Consider the following 15,530-nt stretch of genomic DNA (forward strand, 5'->3'; position numbering starts at 1 on the left):
GAAAAGTTGAGGCTTTTTCAGCTTCAACTGTTTGACCCGTGAGCAAAAAACACAGACGATTAACCAAGTCATTTAACGAAATCGATCGATGGGCGCAAGTGAGACATTATTACTACCTGAGATGCTAGATATCTGGCAGCTAACTCTAGGATGGCAGCCAACGGATGAACAACAGGGGCTATTTCAACAGTTTTATGAAGGCATTTTAGAAGGAAATCAACGGTTGAATTTAACCCGAATCACGGAACCAATGGATTTCTGGGAGAAACATTTGTGGGATTCTTTGCGGGGATTTTGGACACAGGAATCAGGATTCGTAGCAGCAACGCCTACATCACTCATACAGAATTTAAAAGGTAACAGTGAAATTCAGCCCCAATCTTTGAAGCTGATTGATATAGGAACAGGGGCAGGATTTCCAGGAATACCAGTAGCGATCGCCTTTCCCCATCATTCCGTTACCTTACTAGATTCCACCCGCAAAAAAATTACCTTTTTGGAGGCTTTAATCACTCAGTTAGGCATTCAAAATGTTACTACTTTAGTCGGTAGAGCTGAATCACTCACTCATCAGCTTCAGCATCGACAAACTTACGATATTGCTCTCCTCAGAGCGGTTGCACCAGCTTCAGTGTGTGCTGAGTATGCCCTACCCTTGTTGAAAACAGGGGGTTTAGCGATTCTCTATCGAGGTCATTGGACCGATGAAGAGACAGAATCTCTTAAATCCATTCTGGAAAAATTAGGTGGAGGAATTGAGTTCATTGAAGAATTTACAACACCCATTAGTAAAAGTGTCCGTCACTGCATTTACTTACGTTCTTCTGCACCGCTTAAAGAGCTACCTCTAAAAAAATAATTGCAACAAAAGAATCAAACTATTTAAGTCGTAGAGGTTATTTAATTCCCACGCAGATAAAACTGTAAAAACCAAGGTAATTATTGTTGGGATAAGCGCTTAACTTGCTCACCACCTAAAAGCCGATGGGCGTCTTCCAGCAAGGCAGGAATTTTGTCCGCGTGAGGACTATGACGCAAACAATATCGTAAGTCTAATTCTCTGATTCGGTCGGCTCTGCTACCAGGAAACCAGTGACTTGCACCATCTAACAAGTTATAGCGCCCTTTGGCATATTCCACCATATCGTAGGCCAGAGCAAGATTTCTCAGCCACAAGATCACAGGAATGTTCACCAGTCCTGGCGTTTCTTCAGAGGTTGGTAAGCCAATCTGCCATGTTTTGACCCACTTTTCTCCCAAAATAGCGATCGCTTCTTGTTCCAAGCGCACAAGAATAGGTGATAAGAGTTCATCCGCTTGATCCAGCAATTCCACCGCCTTCAGGTGTTCATCAAAATCCGTTGGTTTGAATGCTCCTATACTCAAAGTATGCACTTGAGGATGGGACAGACAGAATAAATCATTAAACACCATCGGACTCAGAGGGACACACAAATTTACTAATTTCTGGGAAGGTTTTTGTAACATTCCCCCTTTATCTGAAGGACTGATAATAAAAACTCCCATATCATGACGGCTAGCTGCCTCGATTGCAGGCCAGTTGGACTGGTTAATGTAGTACCAATGCAGGTTCACATAATCAAATTGGTTCGTTTCTATAGCCTTAACAATCACATCCGTGGGGCCATGGGTAGAAAAGCCCACAAATCTGACTTTCCCTTGCTCTTGTAGTTGCCGTACCACATCCAAAAAGCCACCAGGGCGGATGGTATCGTGAAGTAGCCCATGCGTATTAATCCCGTGCAGCCCTAACAAGTCAACGTAGTCTAGCTTAAGATTAGCCAACGACTGGTCAAACTTACGCCGAAATTCTTTTGGACTGCATTCCAGCATCACTTTAGTCTGGATAATCATTTGCTCACGGGGAAGCCTCTTGAGAATGGGTCCTAATTGCAGATCAGAGGTACCATAAGCACGAGCAGTTTCAATGTGATTGATGCCTACTTCTAGAGACCGATGAACAATCGCTGCCAAATTTTGCTGACTACGCCGACGAACTCGCCACAGTGGTCGATCTTTCCAGCTGTATTGGTATCTCATACCACCACAAGAAAAGATTGGCATCTGTAATTGGGTTCGCCCAAATCTTCGATATTGCATCCCCATAAAATTCTTTCTAAATCAATTAATCTTCAGCCAATAATCACCAGCACCCATTCCTAGTGCAGCGCGGCAGAAATAACCCACCAGTCCAAAAAGGTTAAAAAGCTTAGTGTACAAGCGTTCTTACCTTCTTTTTTCTGCCTTCTTTTTTCTGCCTTCTTGCACTAGTATGGCTAATGATTAACGATTGATGAAAGCTGATTGCCCCTCAAAAAGTAAGCGAATTCAATCGGCGATGCCTTCGGCAGTTTGGCCTTCAATAATGTTTTGCAAACCCGTAGCGACCATCGCTTAGCCGCTAATGCCAATCAATCCCCTAACCATGAGCGATTTTACATTTCTCGAACAACAGGCTGACCATCTTTAACTTCACCAATCAGAACTTTATCGGCAACCCCAACAAATAAGCCATTTTCCAAGACGCCTGGAATATTATTTAAAGTCTTTTCCAGTTCAGCGGGGTTATCGATGGAGTCAAATTTTACGTCAATTACCATGTTGCCCTGGTCAGTAATCACGGGACCTGCTTTTTTCACACCCATACGTAACTCTGGCTTTCCACCTAGCTTTTCAATCGCCCGCATCACCGGCGTAATTGCCATGGGAATAACTTCCACAGGCAACAAGAAAGTAGAACCTAAGCGATCAACTAATTTATTTCCATCCACGACAACAATAAATTGGTCGGCTAAAGCATCAACAACTTTCTCACGAGTATGAGCCGCACCGCCGCCTTTGATCAAATTTTTCTGCGGATCAACTTCATCCGCACCATCAATGGCAATATCAATGTGATCAACGGCATCCAGTGTGGTTAAAGGAATTCCATACTTTTTCGCCAAGACTTCTGCTTGGAAAGATGTGGGAATGCCTTGGATGTCTGTAAGTTCACCCGACTTCAGGCGATTTCCCAAATACTCGATGGCATAGGCAGTCGTTGAACCTGTACCTAGTCCGACAATCGTACCTGACTTTACAAGAGCGGCTGCCGCTTTGCCAACTTCCTGCTTCATCACTTTAATCGGGTCAATTTCTCCGGTCATGACAAAAACTCCTTTAAGGTCACACCCAAGGTTTATGGGTTAGGATGGCGTGAGGCTAAATATGCCCTGACGCCGCACTAATTAATCTACTATCCGTTGGTTATTCTCTCATGAGCCGGGAGCGAGACTCTTAAAAGAGCATTGTTCGTTAGGACGAAGTGCAGGAAAGTTCGTCTGATGGCGATAGTGCCTGTTGAAATTGAGTTGCTGTTGAAGACCCAAAGTGGAAGGAGCTGAAATCAAAACTAATGGGAGAAAAAATACAAACCAAAGCATTTTTATTATTTAAAATTATTTTCTACACCCCGTTAAAGTACTGTTTATTATTTGTTTTAGCCTCAATACTTGTGTCGATCTATGGAAGCAGTACTTGGTGGAGTGCGCTACTCAGTAAAGCCTTGCCTGTAATCTTTTCAACTGCTATTTTTACCTTGATTATTCGTGAATTATGGGGGAATCGCTCAAAGCTAAGGTTTGTGGTCAATATTTACTTTAAAAGTGGTGTTTTAAGCTATTTTCGTGCCTTGATTATTGTTGCTATTACCATCACTTTAGGCGTAGTGGTTTATCTTCTTGTCCCTGAATTTCTAAGATGGGGCTGGGGTTCTCTAATTTTCGGAAATTCAGGAAATGTCGCATTACAACCCTTAACTACCGCATCTCAAGCCGGTCAAAAAATTAGTGAAATTCATGGCAGTGGCTTTGACTATCGATGGATTTTCATGATTCCTGTTTGGATGATTTTTATTTTAGGTTTTCCGTTTTGGGCGGAAGTTGAAGAGAAAATTTTTCGTCAGGGCGTCCACTCCTGGAAAGGGATAACCATGAGTTCGATTAAGTTTGGCTTAATTCATCTCATTATGGGAATTCCTCTGTGTTGGGCTTTAACTCTATCTGTTCCAGGATTTTTATTTGCTTGTCGTTATAAATATGCTTATCATCGGCATTTACGACAATTTAAGGATGAAGCCAAAGCGCAGGAAGCTGGAGTCAGAGCTAGCACAGCGGATCATGCCATCTACAATGCCATTCTCATCACCTTATCTGTGGCGCTTCTACTGCTGGCTCAAGGGCTTTGAGCGGTGGCACTAAGCCTTAAAAAACTATCAAACCAACAGCTTACGGGCACTCTAACCCCAAATCTCTCAAGAGACGAAGAGTTACAGTACCCGTTGCGAGAGTTTACCATTTTGAATCCCTTAAAATGGACAACCCTTGATTGCACTGCACTCAGATTATCGAGAAGAATAACCTGAGTGAGTACAACATTTCGATCGCAGCTAGGGATTGCTAGCTTGAGCTGATAAAAGCTCTTTTAGCTTCGCCAACTCACCCGCCCAACGCGGATCAGGTTGAAATCCGCCTGCGTCAGAGGATGCTGCTGTTGTACGTTGGTCATTACCACGCTTAGACTTTTTATTGCCTGCACGACGAGTAGGAGGAGTGTGATTGCTCGATGAGCGTTGGGGTTCTTCTTCCTCTTGTTGACTCTTTGAGCGTGGTAGAGCTTTTTCGATTTTTAGGGCGCTCTCTTGGAACATGTGACCATTGAATTTCTCAATGATCTCATCCGCCTGTTCATCTGTTGGTACGGTGACAAAGGCAAACCCCCGGCACTTGCCAGTTTTGCGGTCTTTGATCACCTTTGTGGAAACAGACTCACCAACATCTACAAAAACAGCATGTAGTTCATCGCGGTTTACTTCTTCTTTTGGTAAATTGCCTACGTAGAGACGAACGGACATGAGAAATACCTCCAGACTTGGATTCAAACAAATTTGTTAGCAGGAGCAGTCATCTTGGCTAAGGATGGATTGGATTGACGAACGGTTCCTACGTCCAGACAATCTCTGACGATCCTTACCAACCTCAACACAATAGACTGATGTAATAAAGCCAAACTCCTATATACCATTCATCCAGGGCAATTACGACCCGCATGTAGACCTTGGGTTCGCAAGTAGCAGGATTAAGGTTAATTGTTTTCCCTTATTCTGATTATTACAGAATGTTTACACTATTCATAACGTACCACGCTCTCCTGTAGGCAAGCTAGTATAACAGACAGATTTCCGCCTTTAGCTGTAGCTTGCTGAAAAACGATGTAACCAAGGGGGTAGCGAAGGAGAGAGGTCGAGGCTCGAACTCACCCTTTGTAAATGCTAACCCAGTACCGACTAAATGACCTTAATGGTAATTGACACAATGAGCAACTGATTAGTTTCAATGCAGCGCTCCATTTAGCCGGGAAAAAGGTTCGTTGCCCTGTCTGCCTGTTTATGAAGCAGCTAGAGTTCCTCACCGTTGAAGCGTACTCTACCATTTGAGATGTTTGATGCATCCCACTGCTTTACTATACGTTGAGTACAAATTAGTATCAGTGATCATTTGGCGACTTGACGAATAAAGCAAATAGTGTATATTAATGCTGTGGGTGTGAGGAGAAAGGAAGAAAAAGCGCTTGGGGTCGAAACACGGCAAGACTCCTGAGCGCTTTTTCAGTTACAGAGAATATTAAGAATGAGAAGTGATCACTTAGAGCCATCCGTAAGTATAATCAAAAATATTTTGCCTATGTAATGACCTAAAAAGCCTCTCTCGTAAGCAATCTACCATTTTTCTCAAAAAACAAAATGTCAATGAGAGAATTTTCCGTCCGGCTAAGACTTGAAGTTTTCATTTTGTGGAATAAAATCAAGCTGTTAGCAAAATATAGGCAGAAATTCTATTGGAAGCTCATCTGGGTAGAACTACTTAATTTTCCAACTCGATTATTAGGTTAAGAAATATAGATCTGTTGTTGGAAAGTGAATTGGCGTGAACGCAAGACTAGCCAAGGTATTGTACTGGGACGACTGAGCGATAAACTGTATCGGGGTAAGGAAACTCTTCGATTGAAAGACTTATCGATTATTAATAAAATTTTTCCGTCAACTCGCCCCAACAATAGGTCAATGCCTAATTTCTGTGCTTATCCTGTAAAAGGTAGACGAACACAGACCCGATGCTGAATATCCCTCAAACACTGGCAGAGGAACTTTCCCTCAGACCTTCTCAAATCCAAAATGCCCTCAAACTCTTCGCTGAGGGTGCCACCGTTCCCTTCATCGCACGTTACCGTAAAGAGCGTACAGGCTCCCTTGACGAAATTCAACTGCGTGACCTTTCAGAGAGATATACCTACCTGACGGAACTGGAAAACAGGAAGGCATCAATTTTGGAAGCGATCGCATCTCAAGGTAAGCTGACTGATGAACTCCAAAGCAAAATCGCAGGCTGCTTACAGAAAAACGAATTAGAAGACCTTTATCTACCCTACAAACCCAAGCGACGCACAAGAGCAACAATTGCTAGGGAAAAAGGGTTAGAACCCCTTGCTGAATTTATTAAATCCCTGAATAATCCCACTGCCAAACCTGCCTCATTAGAGCAAGAAGCAGCCAAATATATCTCTGATGAGAAGGGCGTTAAGACATTAGAAGATGTGTTCAAAGGGGCTTCTGATATCTTGGCAGAAGAAGTTTCTGAAAAAGCAGATGTGCGTGCTTATCTGAGAGATTACTTGATGCAAAATGGAGTCTTCATTTCGCGAATTAAAGATGACTATCCGGAAGGTTCCACCAAATTTGAAATGTACCGGAATTTCCAAGTTAATGCAAAAGATATTATCCCCCATAATATGCTGGCATTATTCCGAGGTGAGAGTGAGGGGATATTAAATTTAGACCTTTCTTTTGATGAAGATGCAGTACAGTCTTACTTGGAATCAGAAGAGATTCGCACAAAGATTCCAGCCGTGCGGGACTTTTATCGGGGAATGCTTAAAGATGCCTTCAACCGTCTGATGAAAACGTCCCTGACAACCGAAGTTCGCGCCGATAGGAAAGCTTACGCGGATATCGAATCAATTAAGACCTTTGAAACCAATCTCCGCGAGTTGTTGCTGTCAGCGCCGGCGGGAATGAAGCCAACATTAGCGATTGACCCAGGTTTTCGGACTGGCTGTAAGGTCACTGTTTTAAATGAAACGGGAAAATTTCTGGAATACCAAACAATATTTCCCCATACCGGTGCGGGTCAACGTGTGCAAGCGGCTAGTATAGTTAAGAGTTTGATTGAGAAGTACAAGATTGAGCTCATTGCGATCGGTAACGGTACAGCGTCCCGCGAGACGGATGAGTTTGTCGCTGAAGTCCTGAAAACAAGCGATCGCCAACCGATTAAGGTAATAGTTAATGAATCGGGTGCCTCAATTTATTCAGCCAGCGAGGTGGCACGAGAAGAGTTTCCCGACCAAGATGTTACAGTACGCGGTTCAATTAGTATTGGACGCCGATTACAAGACCCACTGGCTGAATTAGTGAAAATTGACCCTAAATCGATTGGTGTCGGACAGTACCAGCACGATGTGGATCAGAAATTGCTTAAGAAGAAGCTGGATGAAACGGTAGAAAGTTGTGTGAATTATGTGGGTGTCGATTTAAATACTGCATCCAAAGAATTGCTCACGTTTGTTTCTGGCATGACACCTACAATTGCCAAAAATATTGTCAACTATCGCAATGAGCATGGCGCATTTACCAATCGTCGTAAACTCCTAAAAGTTGCTAAATTGGGGCCAAAAGCATTTGAACAGGCGGCAGGATTCCTGAGAATTCGTAATGGGGAGAATCCGTTAGATAATACCGCCGTACACCCTGAAAGTTATCCGGTTGTAGAAGCGATCGCGTCGGATTTAAAAGTCCCCTTGACACAAATTTCTCAAGCCGCAGAGCAACTTAAGTCAATTGACTTGAAGAAATACGTGACCGATACCGTTGGCTTACCCACCCTGCGCGATATCATCAGCGAACTAGAAAAGCCAGGAAGAGACCCACGCGCTGAGTTTAAGTATGCCACCTTTAAAGAAGGAATCAAGGAAATTTCTGACTTACAAATCGGCATGGAACTCGAAGGTAGTGTCACGAATGTTGCTAATTTTGGGGCATTTGTTGATATCGGTGTACATCAAGATGGATTGGTGCATATCTCACAGCTAGCAGACCGATTTGTTAAAGACCCCAAAGAAATTGTCAAAGTGGGGCAGGTGGTGAAAGTACGGGTGTTGGAAGTGGATGAAAAATTAAAGCGAATTAGCTTGTCTATGAAGTCACCCGATAAAGCCAGTGGTGAAGGAAATAGCAAAAAGATCGGCAAGCGCATAGAACCGAAATCGCCAACGATAGAAGATTTGAAGGCAAAGTTCGGTAAAAAGAACTAGTGAAAGCACCCTTTCCCAGTCGCCTCATATAATCAGATGTGCGGAACTACATCATCTAACCTTGTATATCTATTGAGCCAATCACGTTCCAAGTCATGTTATGAAAACTCACCGCTCGTTTTTTTGGCTCAATAGTTTATCTTTACTGCTGGTTTTGGCGCTGATTGTCTATGCCAAATTCTTTGGCTCATCGGTACAAGAGTTATTCCGTCACCCGCCTTTCGCTGCATCTTTGGATGTCGGGTTTTTAACGAATACCTTCCAAATTCTGTGCGCTGTTCCCCCCGTAGTTTGTGCGTTTAGTTTTGCCTTGCTCAGAAAAATTAAACCTCGCCGAAAAGAAAACTTTTTTATTCTGTGTTCTGCACTTTTAACAGGAGGTTTTCTATTTAACGAAATTTATCGACTTCACGTTGTCCTCAGTATTGCAGGCATTCCCAAGCTTGCTACTATCTCCGTCTACGCTATTATTCTCGTTGGATACGGATTAGCTTTTAAGCGACGAATTCAATCCACTCCCTACTACATCTTACTGATTGGATTGAGTTTATTAGCAATAGGTATCACGGTAGACTCGCTACATTTGAATAGTGGGGCAATCTCTAATCTTTTAGAGGGTTTCCCCAAGTTGTTCAGCGAAATCAATATTACACTTTATTTTTGGTACGTCTGCTATTCGGAGATTATGGGTAAAGCGTTAACGTAAGATTGGCGCTTTTTATTCTTTTCCTAACGGACTCATTGCTCCTTTGGTTTTTGGAAAATCATTACGTGCTGTTGAGGCAGGAATTTTAGAGTTTCTAGCCATTGTAAACCCACCGCATTCATTTCTTTACGCGCTTGCTTTTGAGTCATTTTGTGGAGCGCTTTAATCGGAACCAAAGGATTTTCACGCCTGTACTCAACCAGTACCACCCGTCCACCGGGTTTAAGCGATCGCACAATTCCCTCCATCATCTCTTTGGGATACTCAAATTCATGGTAAGCATCTACCATCAGCGCCAAGTCAACACTCTCTTGGGGTAAATTAGGGTCGGTTACACTACCCAAAATCGGTTCAACGTTGGTAATTTTATTCTCTTGTTTGAGAAAATCCATAATATCAATCATTTCTGGTTGAATATCGACCGCCAGCACTTTCCCTTGTGGTATTGATGAACTGAGGCGAAAGCTAAAATAGCCAGTGCCTGCCCCAATATCCGCTACAACATCTGTTGGTTTCAGGTCAAGGGCGTCTACAACTTGCTGCGGTTGCTCAGTCATCTCTCGACTCGGTCGTTCTAGCCAGAGGGCTTCTGTATGCCCCATGACTTTAGCGATTTCTCGACCCATGTAAAATTTACCAATGCCGTCTGAGCTATGAACAATATGCTCCTGATAAACACCAGTTGATTTAGCCGTTGGAGGACGTTGAATTCTCCAGCCACTGAGGGTGAGCCAAAGCAGGATAACCAGGATAACAACCACTACACGTATCGGCAGGGATGGATTATTTTCTTTCATGCTCATTGTGGCTCTCCCAAATGGGTCTAATGTGACAAAAATATCCGTATTTCTGTAAATAGTTAAGTTATCTTAGCCGTTTGTCCAGATCGACAGAAGCTTTTTGGCAGTATTAAAAAGAAGGGCGTCACCATTGGTAGCAAGTATGACTCAACCCAATCAGAAGCCAACGGCTTACACTCCTGTGGCTGAGCGGAGTCACTCCGACCCACCAGGGCTGTGGGCGATTGTTGTTTTAAGTTCTCTGGTCATCCATTTATTTGCCTTTGGGATGCTGCGTTTATGGATGATGGTACGTCTTAATCACTTTCCGGCGGCTAGAATTTTCATTCCTATAGATGTGATTGCTGTAGCCTCCGAAGGCCAAATCTCACTTCCACCCACGCCAGCGACGACCTCAACCATCACCCAAAATCCGCCATCAGCCAACACTCCGACAAACTCAGTTCCTAACACTCCAGCGTCCTCCAGTTCAGTCCCTAGCAACTCACCGCAGACTAAAGAGACAACGGCATCCGGTACCACGAATTCATCCCCCTCCAAAGGGGTACCGATAGCAACGAACTCGCCAACAACCAAACCGGCTCAAAACCAGTCCCCAGAAACACCAAAACCAAGCCGTTCTCCTACGCCCACTCCTTCCAACAATCAGCCATCTGGAACACAGACTCCCTCAAGCAACCCTAACTCACCCGGTAACCAGGGTAATCAAACAAATGGGTCAACACCCTCTCCCTCTCCCAGTCCCTTTGCTTCTACGGGTTCACCCGCAGGGCAGAATTCATCTAACTCTAAGCAAGGTGGCGGATTCATAGTCGCTCTGGGCAGGCTTGAGCCAGTGAGTAATGCCCAAGATGTTCTCCACATTAATGACGGCGACAAGCTGGCTACCTGCGAATCAGACAGCAATCCACTCCCTAGCGATTATCTAACCCCTCTGGGAATTACTTTAGATAAAGCTTTGCCGTTGAAAGTGGAAGTATTGATTGATAACCTTGGGAAAGCAACACTGCTGCGCCTACTTCCTCAAGCACTACCTCAAAATCTGAGTGCCCCTCAAGCGGAGCAACTGGCAAAGAAGCTTGTGGAGCAGCAACAATGTACTCCAACACAGATGGCAGGTAAACCTGTTTACCGAGACTACAGCCTCACCCTGACCATTAGTCCGACGCAAAATTGAGTGGGGTTGACTCTTGCCAATTTAGCCGAAAGGTGTGCTAAACTCAGTAAAGTGAAATTTCATGCATAAACATTTGCGGGCGTAGTTTAGTGGTAAAACCTTAGCCTTCCAAGCTAATGATGCGAGTTCGATTCTCGCCGCCCGCTTCGTTTTGTAAAAGCAAGGTCTATCTGGCAATCAGAGGGTGAAGCTTGGGTGCTACATCAATCGTGATTGTGTTGTAGCCTGCGAACCAATACCCTGAGTTGCGATCGCTCTGCGCTAATCATAGGGACTATCACCACTAACGCCAAACTTCAACCCCCTGAAAGAGTCTTCCGCCGCGCATTCCCCTTAGAATTCTCCGACTTGAATTCGGGAGAGTGTCAAAAGGAATTAAAAGTTAAAGACTGTTCTAAGTGCGAAGACAAAGATATCACCATTCATCTCATTATGCTCGAAATTTATCAGATAGATGCTACCAGGAATTATCATAAACTTCTGATTTAGAGGGTAAGGATTTTAGGTTAATTATCACGGATATCTAAAATAATTAACAATATTAGCATGAAAAATATAATCTTGAGAGTTACTCTATACAGCCTTTTATTTACCGTTTTAGGCACTGCGCCCAGCAACAGCGTTACTGAAGCAAGAAATGATTTAGGGTTTCGATGCTCCAAGTCTCGTTCTCAATCCGGCTTAACTTCAGCACAGTTGAGGAATATGAGCAACAAGAATAGTCTACAAGTGATTTTAGATGATAACGCCCAAGTCGAAAAAGTAGCGGGAGGCTTCCAGTTTATAGAAGGGCCTCTTTGGCATCCGAAAGGGTTCTTACTCTTTAGTGATATTCCTGCCAATACTATCTATCAATGGACAGCCAATAAAAAACCAGAAATATTTCGTCGTCCTTCTGGCAATACTAATGGTAATACTCTAGACCGGGAAGGGCGTTTACTCAGTGCTGAACATAGTAATCGCCGTGTATCTCGTACTGAAAACGACGGCACGGTTGTTACGCTGGCAAGCCAGTTCGAGGGAAAGCGACTCAACAGTCCAAATGATTTGGTGGTCAAATCTGATGGAAGCATCTACTTCACTGACCCCCCCTATGGCATTCAATCTGAGCAGGAGGAACTGGGCTTCTATGGTGTCTATCGCCTCGCACCAGATGGGAAAGTGACTTTGTTAGTGAAAGATTTCGTGCGTCCAAATGGCATTGCTTTTTCCCCGGATGAAACAAAACTATATGTAAATGATTCCCAAGAAGGTCACATTCGTGTTTTCGATGTCAAATCGGACGGTACTTTGGAAAATGGACAGTTATTTGCAGAATTGAAAGACCCGAATAAACAGGGTGTACCAGATGGAATGAAGGTAGACCTTGAGGGAAATGTTTACAGTACTGGGCCAGGGGGAATATGGGTTTTCTCTCCATCAGGCAATCTATTAGGCACGATTGAAGTGCCTGAAGTGGCTGCCAATATAGCCTGGGGCGATGAGGACTACAAAACCCTTTACATTACCGCAAGCAATAGCCTTTACCGTATCCGCCTCAAAATTCCAGGCGTGCAACCAGGGAGAAAGGGGAGTAGCTAATCACTTTTGACGCCATCTCGTTATCACTTCCCCTGTAGTAGCTTTTCAATGGTGTCGCGCGTTGTCATAGCATTGACTGCACTGTGCTTCGATAATTGGGGGATTCTTGCCAAGATTCACTTCTTCAATAAAAGCCTGACCCGTATCGACTATCAACATCTTGCCGTCACCGCCAGTATCCCAGCTAAATCGATGAGGGTTACGCAATCCATAGGCCCAAATTTCATCCAGTGTCTTCGAGTCGCCATCGTCCACAAATGGATTGTCAGCAGGAATGCCATATTTACCATTGATGCTATTATTTCCCAACGGCTTGATGCGTAGAATTTTTCCTCGCGGTGTGCCTAAATCCTGTCCATTATCCAGGGGGTCTGTATCGCTCACAGGAAAACCATCGCTCCCACCATCAGCTACCGCGATGTAAAGCATTCCATAATCAGCATCACCGGGTTTGGCAGTGGCTTTTGAGGTTTCGGGATTCTGAAGTAAAAGATTTCAAAAACGGAATTTCCAACTATTACATTACGTATGAATTTTTAAGCAAATACCACTGTACGATTACTATAAACGAGTACTTGATGGCGCAAGTGTAGGCGTACTGCCCTAGCTAAAACGACTCGCTCTAAGTCCTTACCTTTACGAATCAGGTCAGCAACACTATCCCGATGGCTGACTCGTGCCACATCTTGCTCAATAATTGGGCCTGCATCCAGTTCGGGCGTGACATAGTGGGCTGTAGCACCAATGATTTTAACGCCTCGTTCATGAGCTTTGTGGTAAGGTTTAGCACCGACAAAAGCGGGCAGAAAGGAATGGTGAATGTTGATAATTTTGGGAAATTGGCTAATAAATTCTGAACTAATAACTTGCATGTACTTAGCCAGAATCACCAGATCAATGTTGTAATGATGCAGGAGTTCTAACTGTTTGGCTTCTTGCTCAGCTTTAGTTTCTTTGGTGATTGGAACGTGTTTAAAGTCTGCCCCAAATTGTTCACTAATCTCTTGGAGATTAGGGTGATTACTAATAATTAATGGAATTTCTGCTGAAAATTCCTTAGCCCGTTGTCGCCAAAGTAAGTCTAATAAGCAGTGGTCTTGCTGACTCACCCAGATAGCAATTCGAGGAATAGTATCCGAAAAGTGAAGCTGCCATTCTGCTTGTAAGGGTTGTGCGATCGCATTAAAGGCTGGTCCAATCAACTCACGGGGTAAATTGAAGCCATCCAACTGCCATTCGAGGCGGGTTAAAAACAATCCAGCCGCAAAATCTGTATGTTGGTCAGCATGGATAATATTACCGCCGTTAGAGTAGATGAAATTGGCAATTTTGGCGACAAGTCCTTTTTGATCAGGGCAAGAAATCAGTAGTGTAGCAGTAGAACTTGTCATGATGTGAGCAGGAGTAAGACGAGGCTAAAAACACTATGAGGAATAGCGTAACCTAAAAATTAATGTTCTATAAAATCAGACAAGATTTCATCCGGTTCATCTTCTGCTTCCTCAAAGTTGGTACTTTCAACATTGTAGGGGTTACTTTCGGCATACAGTGTTCTATCTGCTGCGTTTGGAGCAGAACTCGTGATTAATTGCCGGAGTTGTACAATTTGCTGGCTTAGGTGGATAACGTTTTCCTTCAGTGTTTCTACTTGCTCCACCGTTGCATACTGTTTACCTTCATTGGCTTTATTAAAAAACTGAGATAGGATTTCGACAGTAGCATCGGAGGCCGTCTCAAATCCTTGTTGACCTTGATAATAAATAAGAACTTGGTAAAGTTTTTCGGGTAGATATACACTCAGCTTTCTGTGATTAATCATGGTTCATATTTTTGAGAATTAATCTGTCAATTCTAGAAAATTTGGGAATAGAAATTCTCTGTTAAATACAATACATCGTTCTCCCTTTGTTTCCTTAACAAATATTTTTCTCAACAAAAAGCTCCCCACACCCGTGAGGAGCCATTGACATTAATGCTTAAATCTGGTTAGGTCAGCCGACGGGAATCGCGGTAGCACCAGCCAAGCACTGTGGCACCTGCCACTAACTTGACAACTTCTAGCAGCCAATATCCTCCCTGCATGGAAACCATTTCGGTCGGTAACTCAGTACTTGGATCAAAAAGATTCAGTTGTACTGCCAGGGCGCTCATCTGCGGCGTCATGAAATAGGTATAAATGATGGCAATTGTTAACAAGAGCGCCGATAAGAAAATCGCCCAGCGTCTTACCTGATGATAAAGATTTGACGTTCCACGAAGCGCTAAAAGGCTGACTAATACCAGAGCAGCACACAACAGCTCGATACGATTAAAAACCCAGAAAATAGAATAACCAGCTATTGCAAAACTGGATTGACTCATCATTCCAGCCGCATAAAGACCGGGCATGAGTACAAAATCGACAATTAGACTGCCACTCAGCCAAAACCCCAAGGCAAACATCGCAATCGTTTGCCATGAGGGTTGCTTTGAGCCAGTGGCAAAAACAGCGTTCATAGAACTCCCTCTAAATCTCTGTCCTACTTTTAGCTTAACGAATACTATTAGCAATAATCATGAAGTATTTTTTCAATCTAACCCCAAAACAATTAAATAATATCTACTAGAAACTGCAATTGGGTTTTATTACTAAGATTTGTTAAGAAAGCTTACATCTTAATCACCAATTGGCAAATAATTTTCTTAAACTTGACTTCGTGAGGACTGACTCTGGAAACCAAAGGATAATTGGTGATTTGCAACTAAACATAGGGGCAAAGCTGAGTGTTCGGATAAGCACCTCATCCAGAGTAAAATATGCGCGTTTCATCAATATTGGCAGCGACTTTAGGGGCTTTAG

At 43.5% G+C, this 15,530-nt stretch carries 14 protein-coding genes and 1 tRNA gene; 7 read left to right on the plus strand and 8 right to left on the minus strand.

The window, feature by feature from the left end; all coding sequences use genetic code 11:
- Positions 1–88 precede the first annotated feature (88 nt).
- The gene (rsmG, locus tag MIC7113_RS00250; RefSeq protein ID WP_015180159.1) at positions 89–859 is read left to right on the plus strand and encodes a 16S rRNA (guanine(527)-N(7))-methyltransferase RsmG; all 771 of its coding nucleotides are present in this window, start codon (positions 89–91) and stop codon (positions 857–859) included.
- A gap of 80 nt (positions 860–939) precedes the next feature.
- Here the strand turns inward: rsmG and MIC7113_RS00255 are convergent, their stop codons facing one another.
- Positions 940–2,121 (minus strand): aldo/keto reductase, encoded by a 1,182-nt coding sequence (locus MIC7113_RS00255; RefSeq protein WP_041780292.1) that lies wholly within the window; start codon positions 2,119–2,121, stop codon positions 940–942.
- A 335-nt stretch (positions 2,122–2,456) separates the two neighbouring features.
- On the minus strand, positions 2,457–3,167 hold the full coding sequence (gene rpiA / locus MIC7113_RS00260; protein WP_015180161.1) for a ribose-5-phosphate isomerase RpiA: 711 nt from the start codon (positions 3,165–3,167) through the stop codon (positions 2,457–2,459).
- 248 nt (positions 3,168–3,415) lie between these two features.
- On the opposite strand from rpiA, the gene MIC7113_RS00265 reads away from it, so the two are divergent.
- Positions 3,416–4,246 carry a hypothetical protein gene (locus MIC7113_RS00265; protein WP_015180162.1) on the plus strand — a complete coding sequence of 277 codons (831 nt, stop codon included), beginning with the start codon at positions 3,416–3,418 and terminating at the stop codon, positions 4,244–4,246.
- 201 nt (positions 4,247–4,447) lie between these two features.
- Here the strand turns inward: MIC7113_RS00265 and MIC7113_RS00270 are convergent, their stop codons facing one another.
- Positions 4,448–4,912 (minus strand): RNA recognition motif domain-containing protein, encoded by a 465-nt coding sequence (locus MIC7113_RS00270; RefSeq protein WP_015180163.1) that lies wholly within the window; start codon positions 4,910–4,912, stop codon positions 4,448–4,450.
- A gap of 1,259 nt (positions 4,913–6,171) precedes the next feature.
- Here MIC7113_RS00270 and MIC7113_RS00275 point away from each other — a divergent pair.
- Both MIC7113_RS00275 and MIC7113_RS00280 read left to right on the plus strand, forming a co-directional pair.
- On the plus strand, positions 6,172–8,427 hold the full coding sequence (locus MIC7113_RS00275; RefSeq protein WP_015180164.1) for a Tex family protein: 2,256 nt from the start codon (positions 6,172–6,174) through the stop codon (positions 8,425–8,427).
- A gap of 100 nt (positions 8,428–8,527) precedes the next feature.
- Positions 8,528–9,133 (plus strand): hypothetical protein, encoded by a 606-nt coding sequence (locus tag MIC7113_RS00280; protein ID WP_015180165.1) that lies wholly within the window; start codon positions 8,528–8,530, stop codon positions 9,131–9,133.
- A 32-nt stretch (positions 9,134–9,165) separates the two neighbouring features.
- Here MIC7113_RS00280 and MIC7113_RS00285 read toward each other — a convergent pair whose 3' ends face one another.
- Positions 9,166–9,936, minus strand: a complete 771-nt coding sequence (locus tag MIC7113_RS00285; protein WP_015180166.1) for a class I SAM-dependent methyltransferase — start codon at positions 9,934–9,936, stop codon at positions 9,166–9,168.
- 139 nt (positions 9,937–10,075) lie between these two features.
- On the opposite strand from MIC7113_RS00285, the gene MIC7113_RS00290 reads away from it, so the two are divergent.
- The 3 genes from MIC7113_RS00290 (at position 10,076) to MIC7113_RS00300 (ending at position 12,691) form a co-directional block, all read left to right on the plus strand.
- Complete coding sequence (locus tag MIC7113_RS00290; protein ID WP_015180167.1) at positions 10,076–11,110, plus strand: hypothetical protein; 1,035 nt, start codon at positions 10,076–10,078, stop codon at positions 11,108–11,110.
- 75 nt (positions 11,111–11,185) lie between these two features.
- Positions 11,186–11,256: transfer RNA gene (locus MIC7113_RS00295), tRNA-Gly, on the plus strand.
- A gap of 400 nt (positions 11,257–11,656) precedes the next feature.
- Positions 11,657–12,691 carry an SMP-30/gluconolactonase/LRE family protein gene (locus tag MIC7113_RS00300; RefSeq protein WP_015180168.1) on the plus strand — a complete coding sequence of 345 codons (1,035 nt, stop codon included), beginning with the start codon at positions 11,657–11,659 and terminating at the stop codon, positions 12,689–12,691.
- Positions 12,692–12,736: 45 nt separating this feature from the next.
- Here the strand turns inward: MIC7113_RS00300 and MIC7113_RS00305 are convergent, their stop codons facing one another.
- The 4 genes from MIC7113_RS00305 to MIC7113_RS00320 form a co-directional block, all read right to left on the minus strand.
- Complete coding sequence (locus MIC7113_RS00305; RefSeq protein WP_041779833.1) at positions 12,737–13,120, minus strand: PQQ-dependent sugar dehydrogenase; 384 nt, start codon at positions 13,118–13,120, stop codon at positions 12,737–12,739.
- 107 nt (positions 13,121–13,227) lie between these two features.
- Positions 13,228–14,082: a formyltetrahydrofolate deformylase gene (gene purU, locus MIC7113_RS00310; RefSeq protein WP_015180169.1), complete on the minus strand. Its 855-nt coding sequence runs from the start codon at positions 14,080–14,082 to the stop codon at positions 13,228–13,230.
- A gap of 59 nt (positions 14,083–14,141) precedes the next feature.
- Positions 14,142–14,510, minus strand: coding sequence for a hypothetical protein (locus MIC7113_RS00315; protein ID WP_015180170.1), 369 nt, complete (start codon positions 14,508–14,510; stop codon positions 14,142–14,144).
- 167 nt (positions 14,511–14,677) lie between these two features.
- Entirely contained in the window at positions 14,678–15,187 is a 510-nt protein-coding gene (locus MIC7113_RS00320; protein WP_015180171.1) for a DUF4149 domain-containing protein, read from the minus strand.
- Positions 15,188–15,530 lie beyond the last annotated feature (343 nt).

Source organism: Allocoleopsis franciscana PCC 7113, from assembly GCF_000317515.1.
In the GTDB taxonomy this organism is placed as follows: Bacteria; Cyanobacteriota; Cyanobacteriia; order Cyanobacteriales; family Coleofasciculaceae; genus Allocoleopsis; species Allocoleopsis franciscana.

Excerpts from the sequence above, each read along its gene's own strand:
- rsmG (WP_015180159.1), top strand. The coding sequence starts at position 89 with ATGGGCGCAAGTGAGACATTATTACTACCTGAGATGCTAGATATCTGG.
- MIC7113_RS00255 (WP_041780292.1), bottom strand. The coding sequence starts at position 2,121 with ATGCAATATCGAAGATTTGGGCGAACCCAATTACAGATGCCAATCTTT.
- rpiA (WP_015180161.1), bottom strand. The coding sequence starts at position 3,167 with ATGACCGGAGAAATTGACCCGATTAAAGTGATGAAGCAGGAAGTTGGC.
- MIC7113_RS00265 (WP_015180162.1), top strand. The coding sequence starts at position 3,416 with ATGGGAGAAAAAATACAAACCAAAGCATTTTTATTATTTAAAATTATT.
- MIC7113_RS00270 (WP_015180163.1), bottom strand. The coding sequence starts at position 4,912 with ATGTCCGTTCGTCTCTACGTAGGCAATTTACCAAAAGAAGAAGTAAAC.
- MIC7113_RS00275 (WP_015180164.1), top strand. The coding sequence starts at position 6,172 with ATGCTGAATATCCCTCAAACACTGGCAGAGGAACTTTCCCTCAGACCT.
- MIC7113_RS00280 (WP_015180165.1), top strand. The coding sequence starts at position 8,528 with ATGAAAACTCACCGCTCGTTTTTTTGGCTCAATAGTTTATCTTTACTG.
- MIC7113_RS00285 (WP_015180166.1), bottom strand. The coding sequence starts at position 9,936 with ATGAGCATGAAAGAAAATAATCCATCCCTGCCGATACGTGTAGTGGTT.
- MIC7113_RS00290 (WP_015180167.1), top strand. The coding sequence starts at position 10,076 with ATGACTCAACCCAATCAGAAGCCAACGGCTTACACTCCTGTGGCTGAG.
- MIC7113_RS00300 (WP_015180168.1), top strand. The coding sequence starts at position 11,657 with ATGAAAAATATAATCTTGAGAGTTACTCTATACAGCCTTTTATTTACC.
- MIC7113_RS00305 (WP_041779833.1), bottom strand. The coding sequence starts at position 13,120 with ATGCTTTACATCGCGGTAGCTGATGGTGGGAGCGATGGTTTTCCTGTG.
- purU (WP_015180169.1), bottom strand. The coding sequence starts at position 14,082 with ATGACAAGTTCTACTGCTACACTACTGATTTCTTGCCCTGATCAAAAA.
- MIC7113_RS00315 (WP_015180170.1), bottom strand. The coding sequence starts at position 14,510 with ATGATTAATCACAGAAAGCTGAGTGTATATCTACCCGAAAAACTTTAC.
- MIC7113_RS00320 (WP_015180171.1), bottom strand. The coding sequence starts at position 15,187 with ATGAACGCTGTTTTTGCCACTGGCTCAAAGCAACCCTCATGGCAAACG.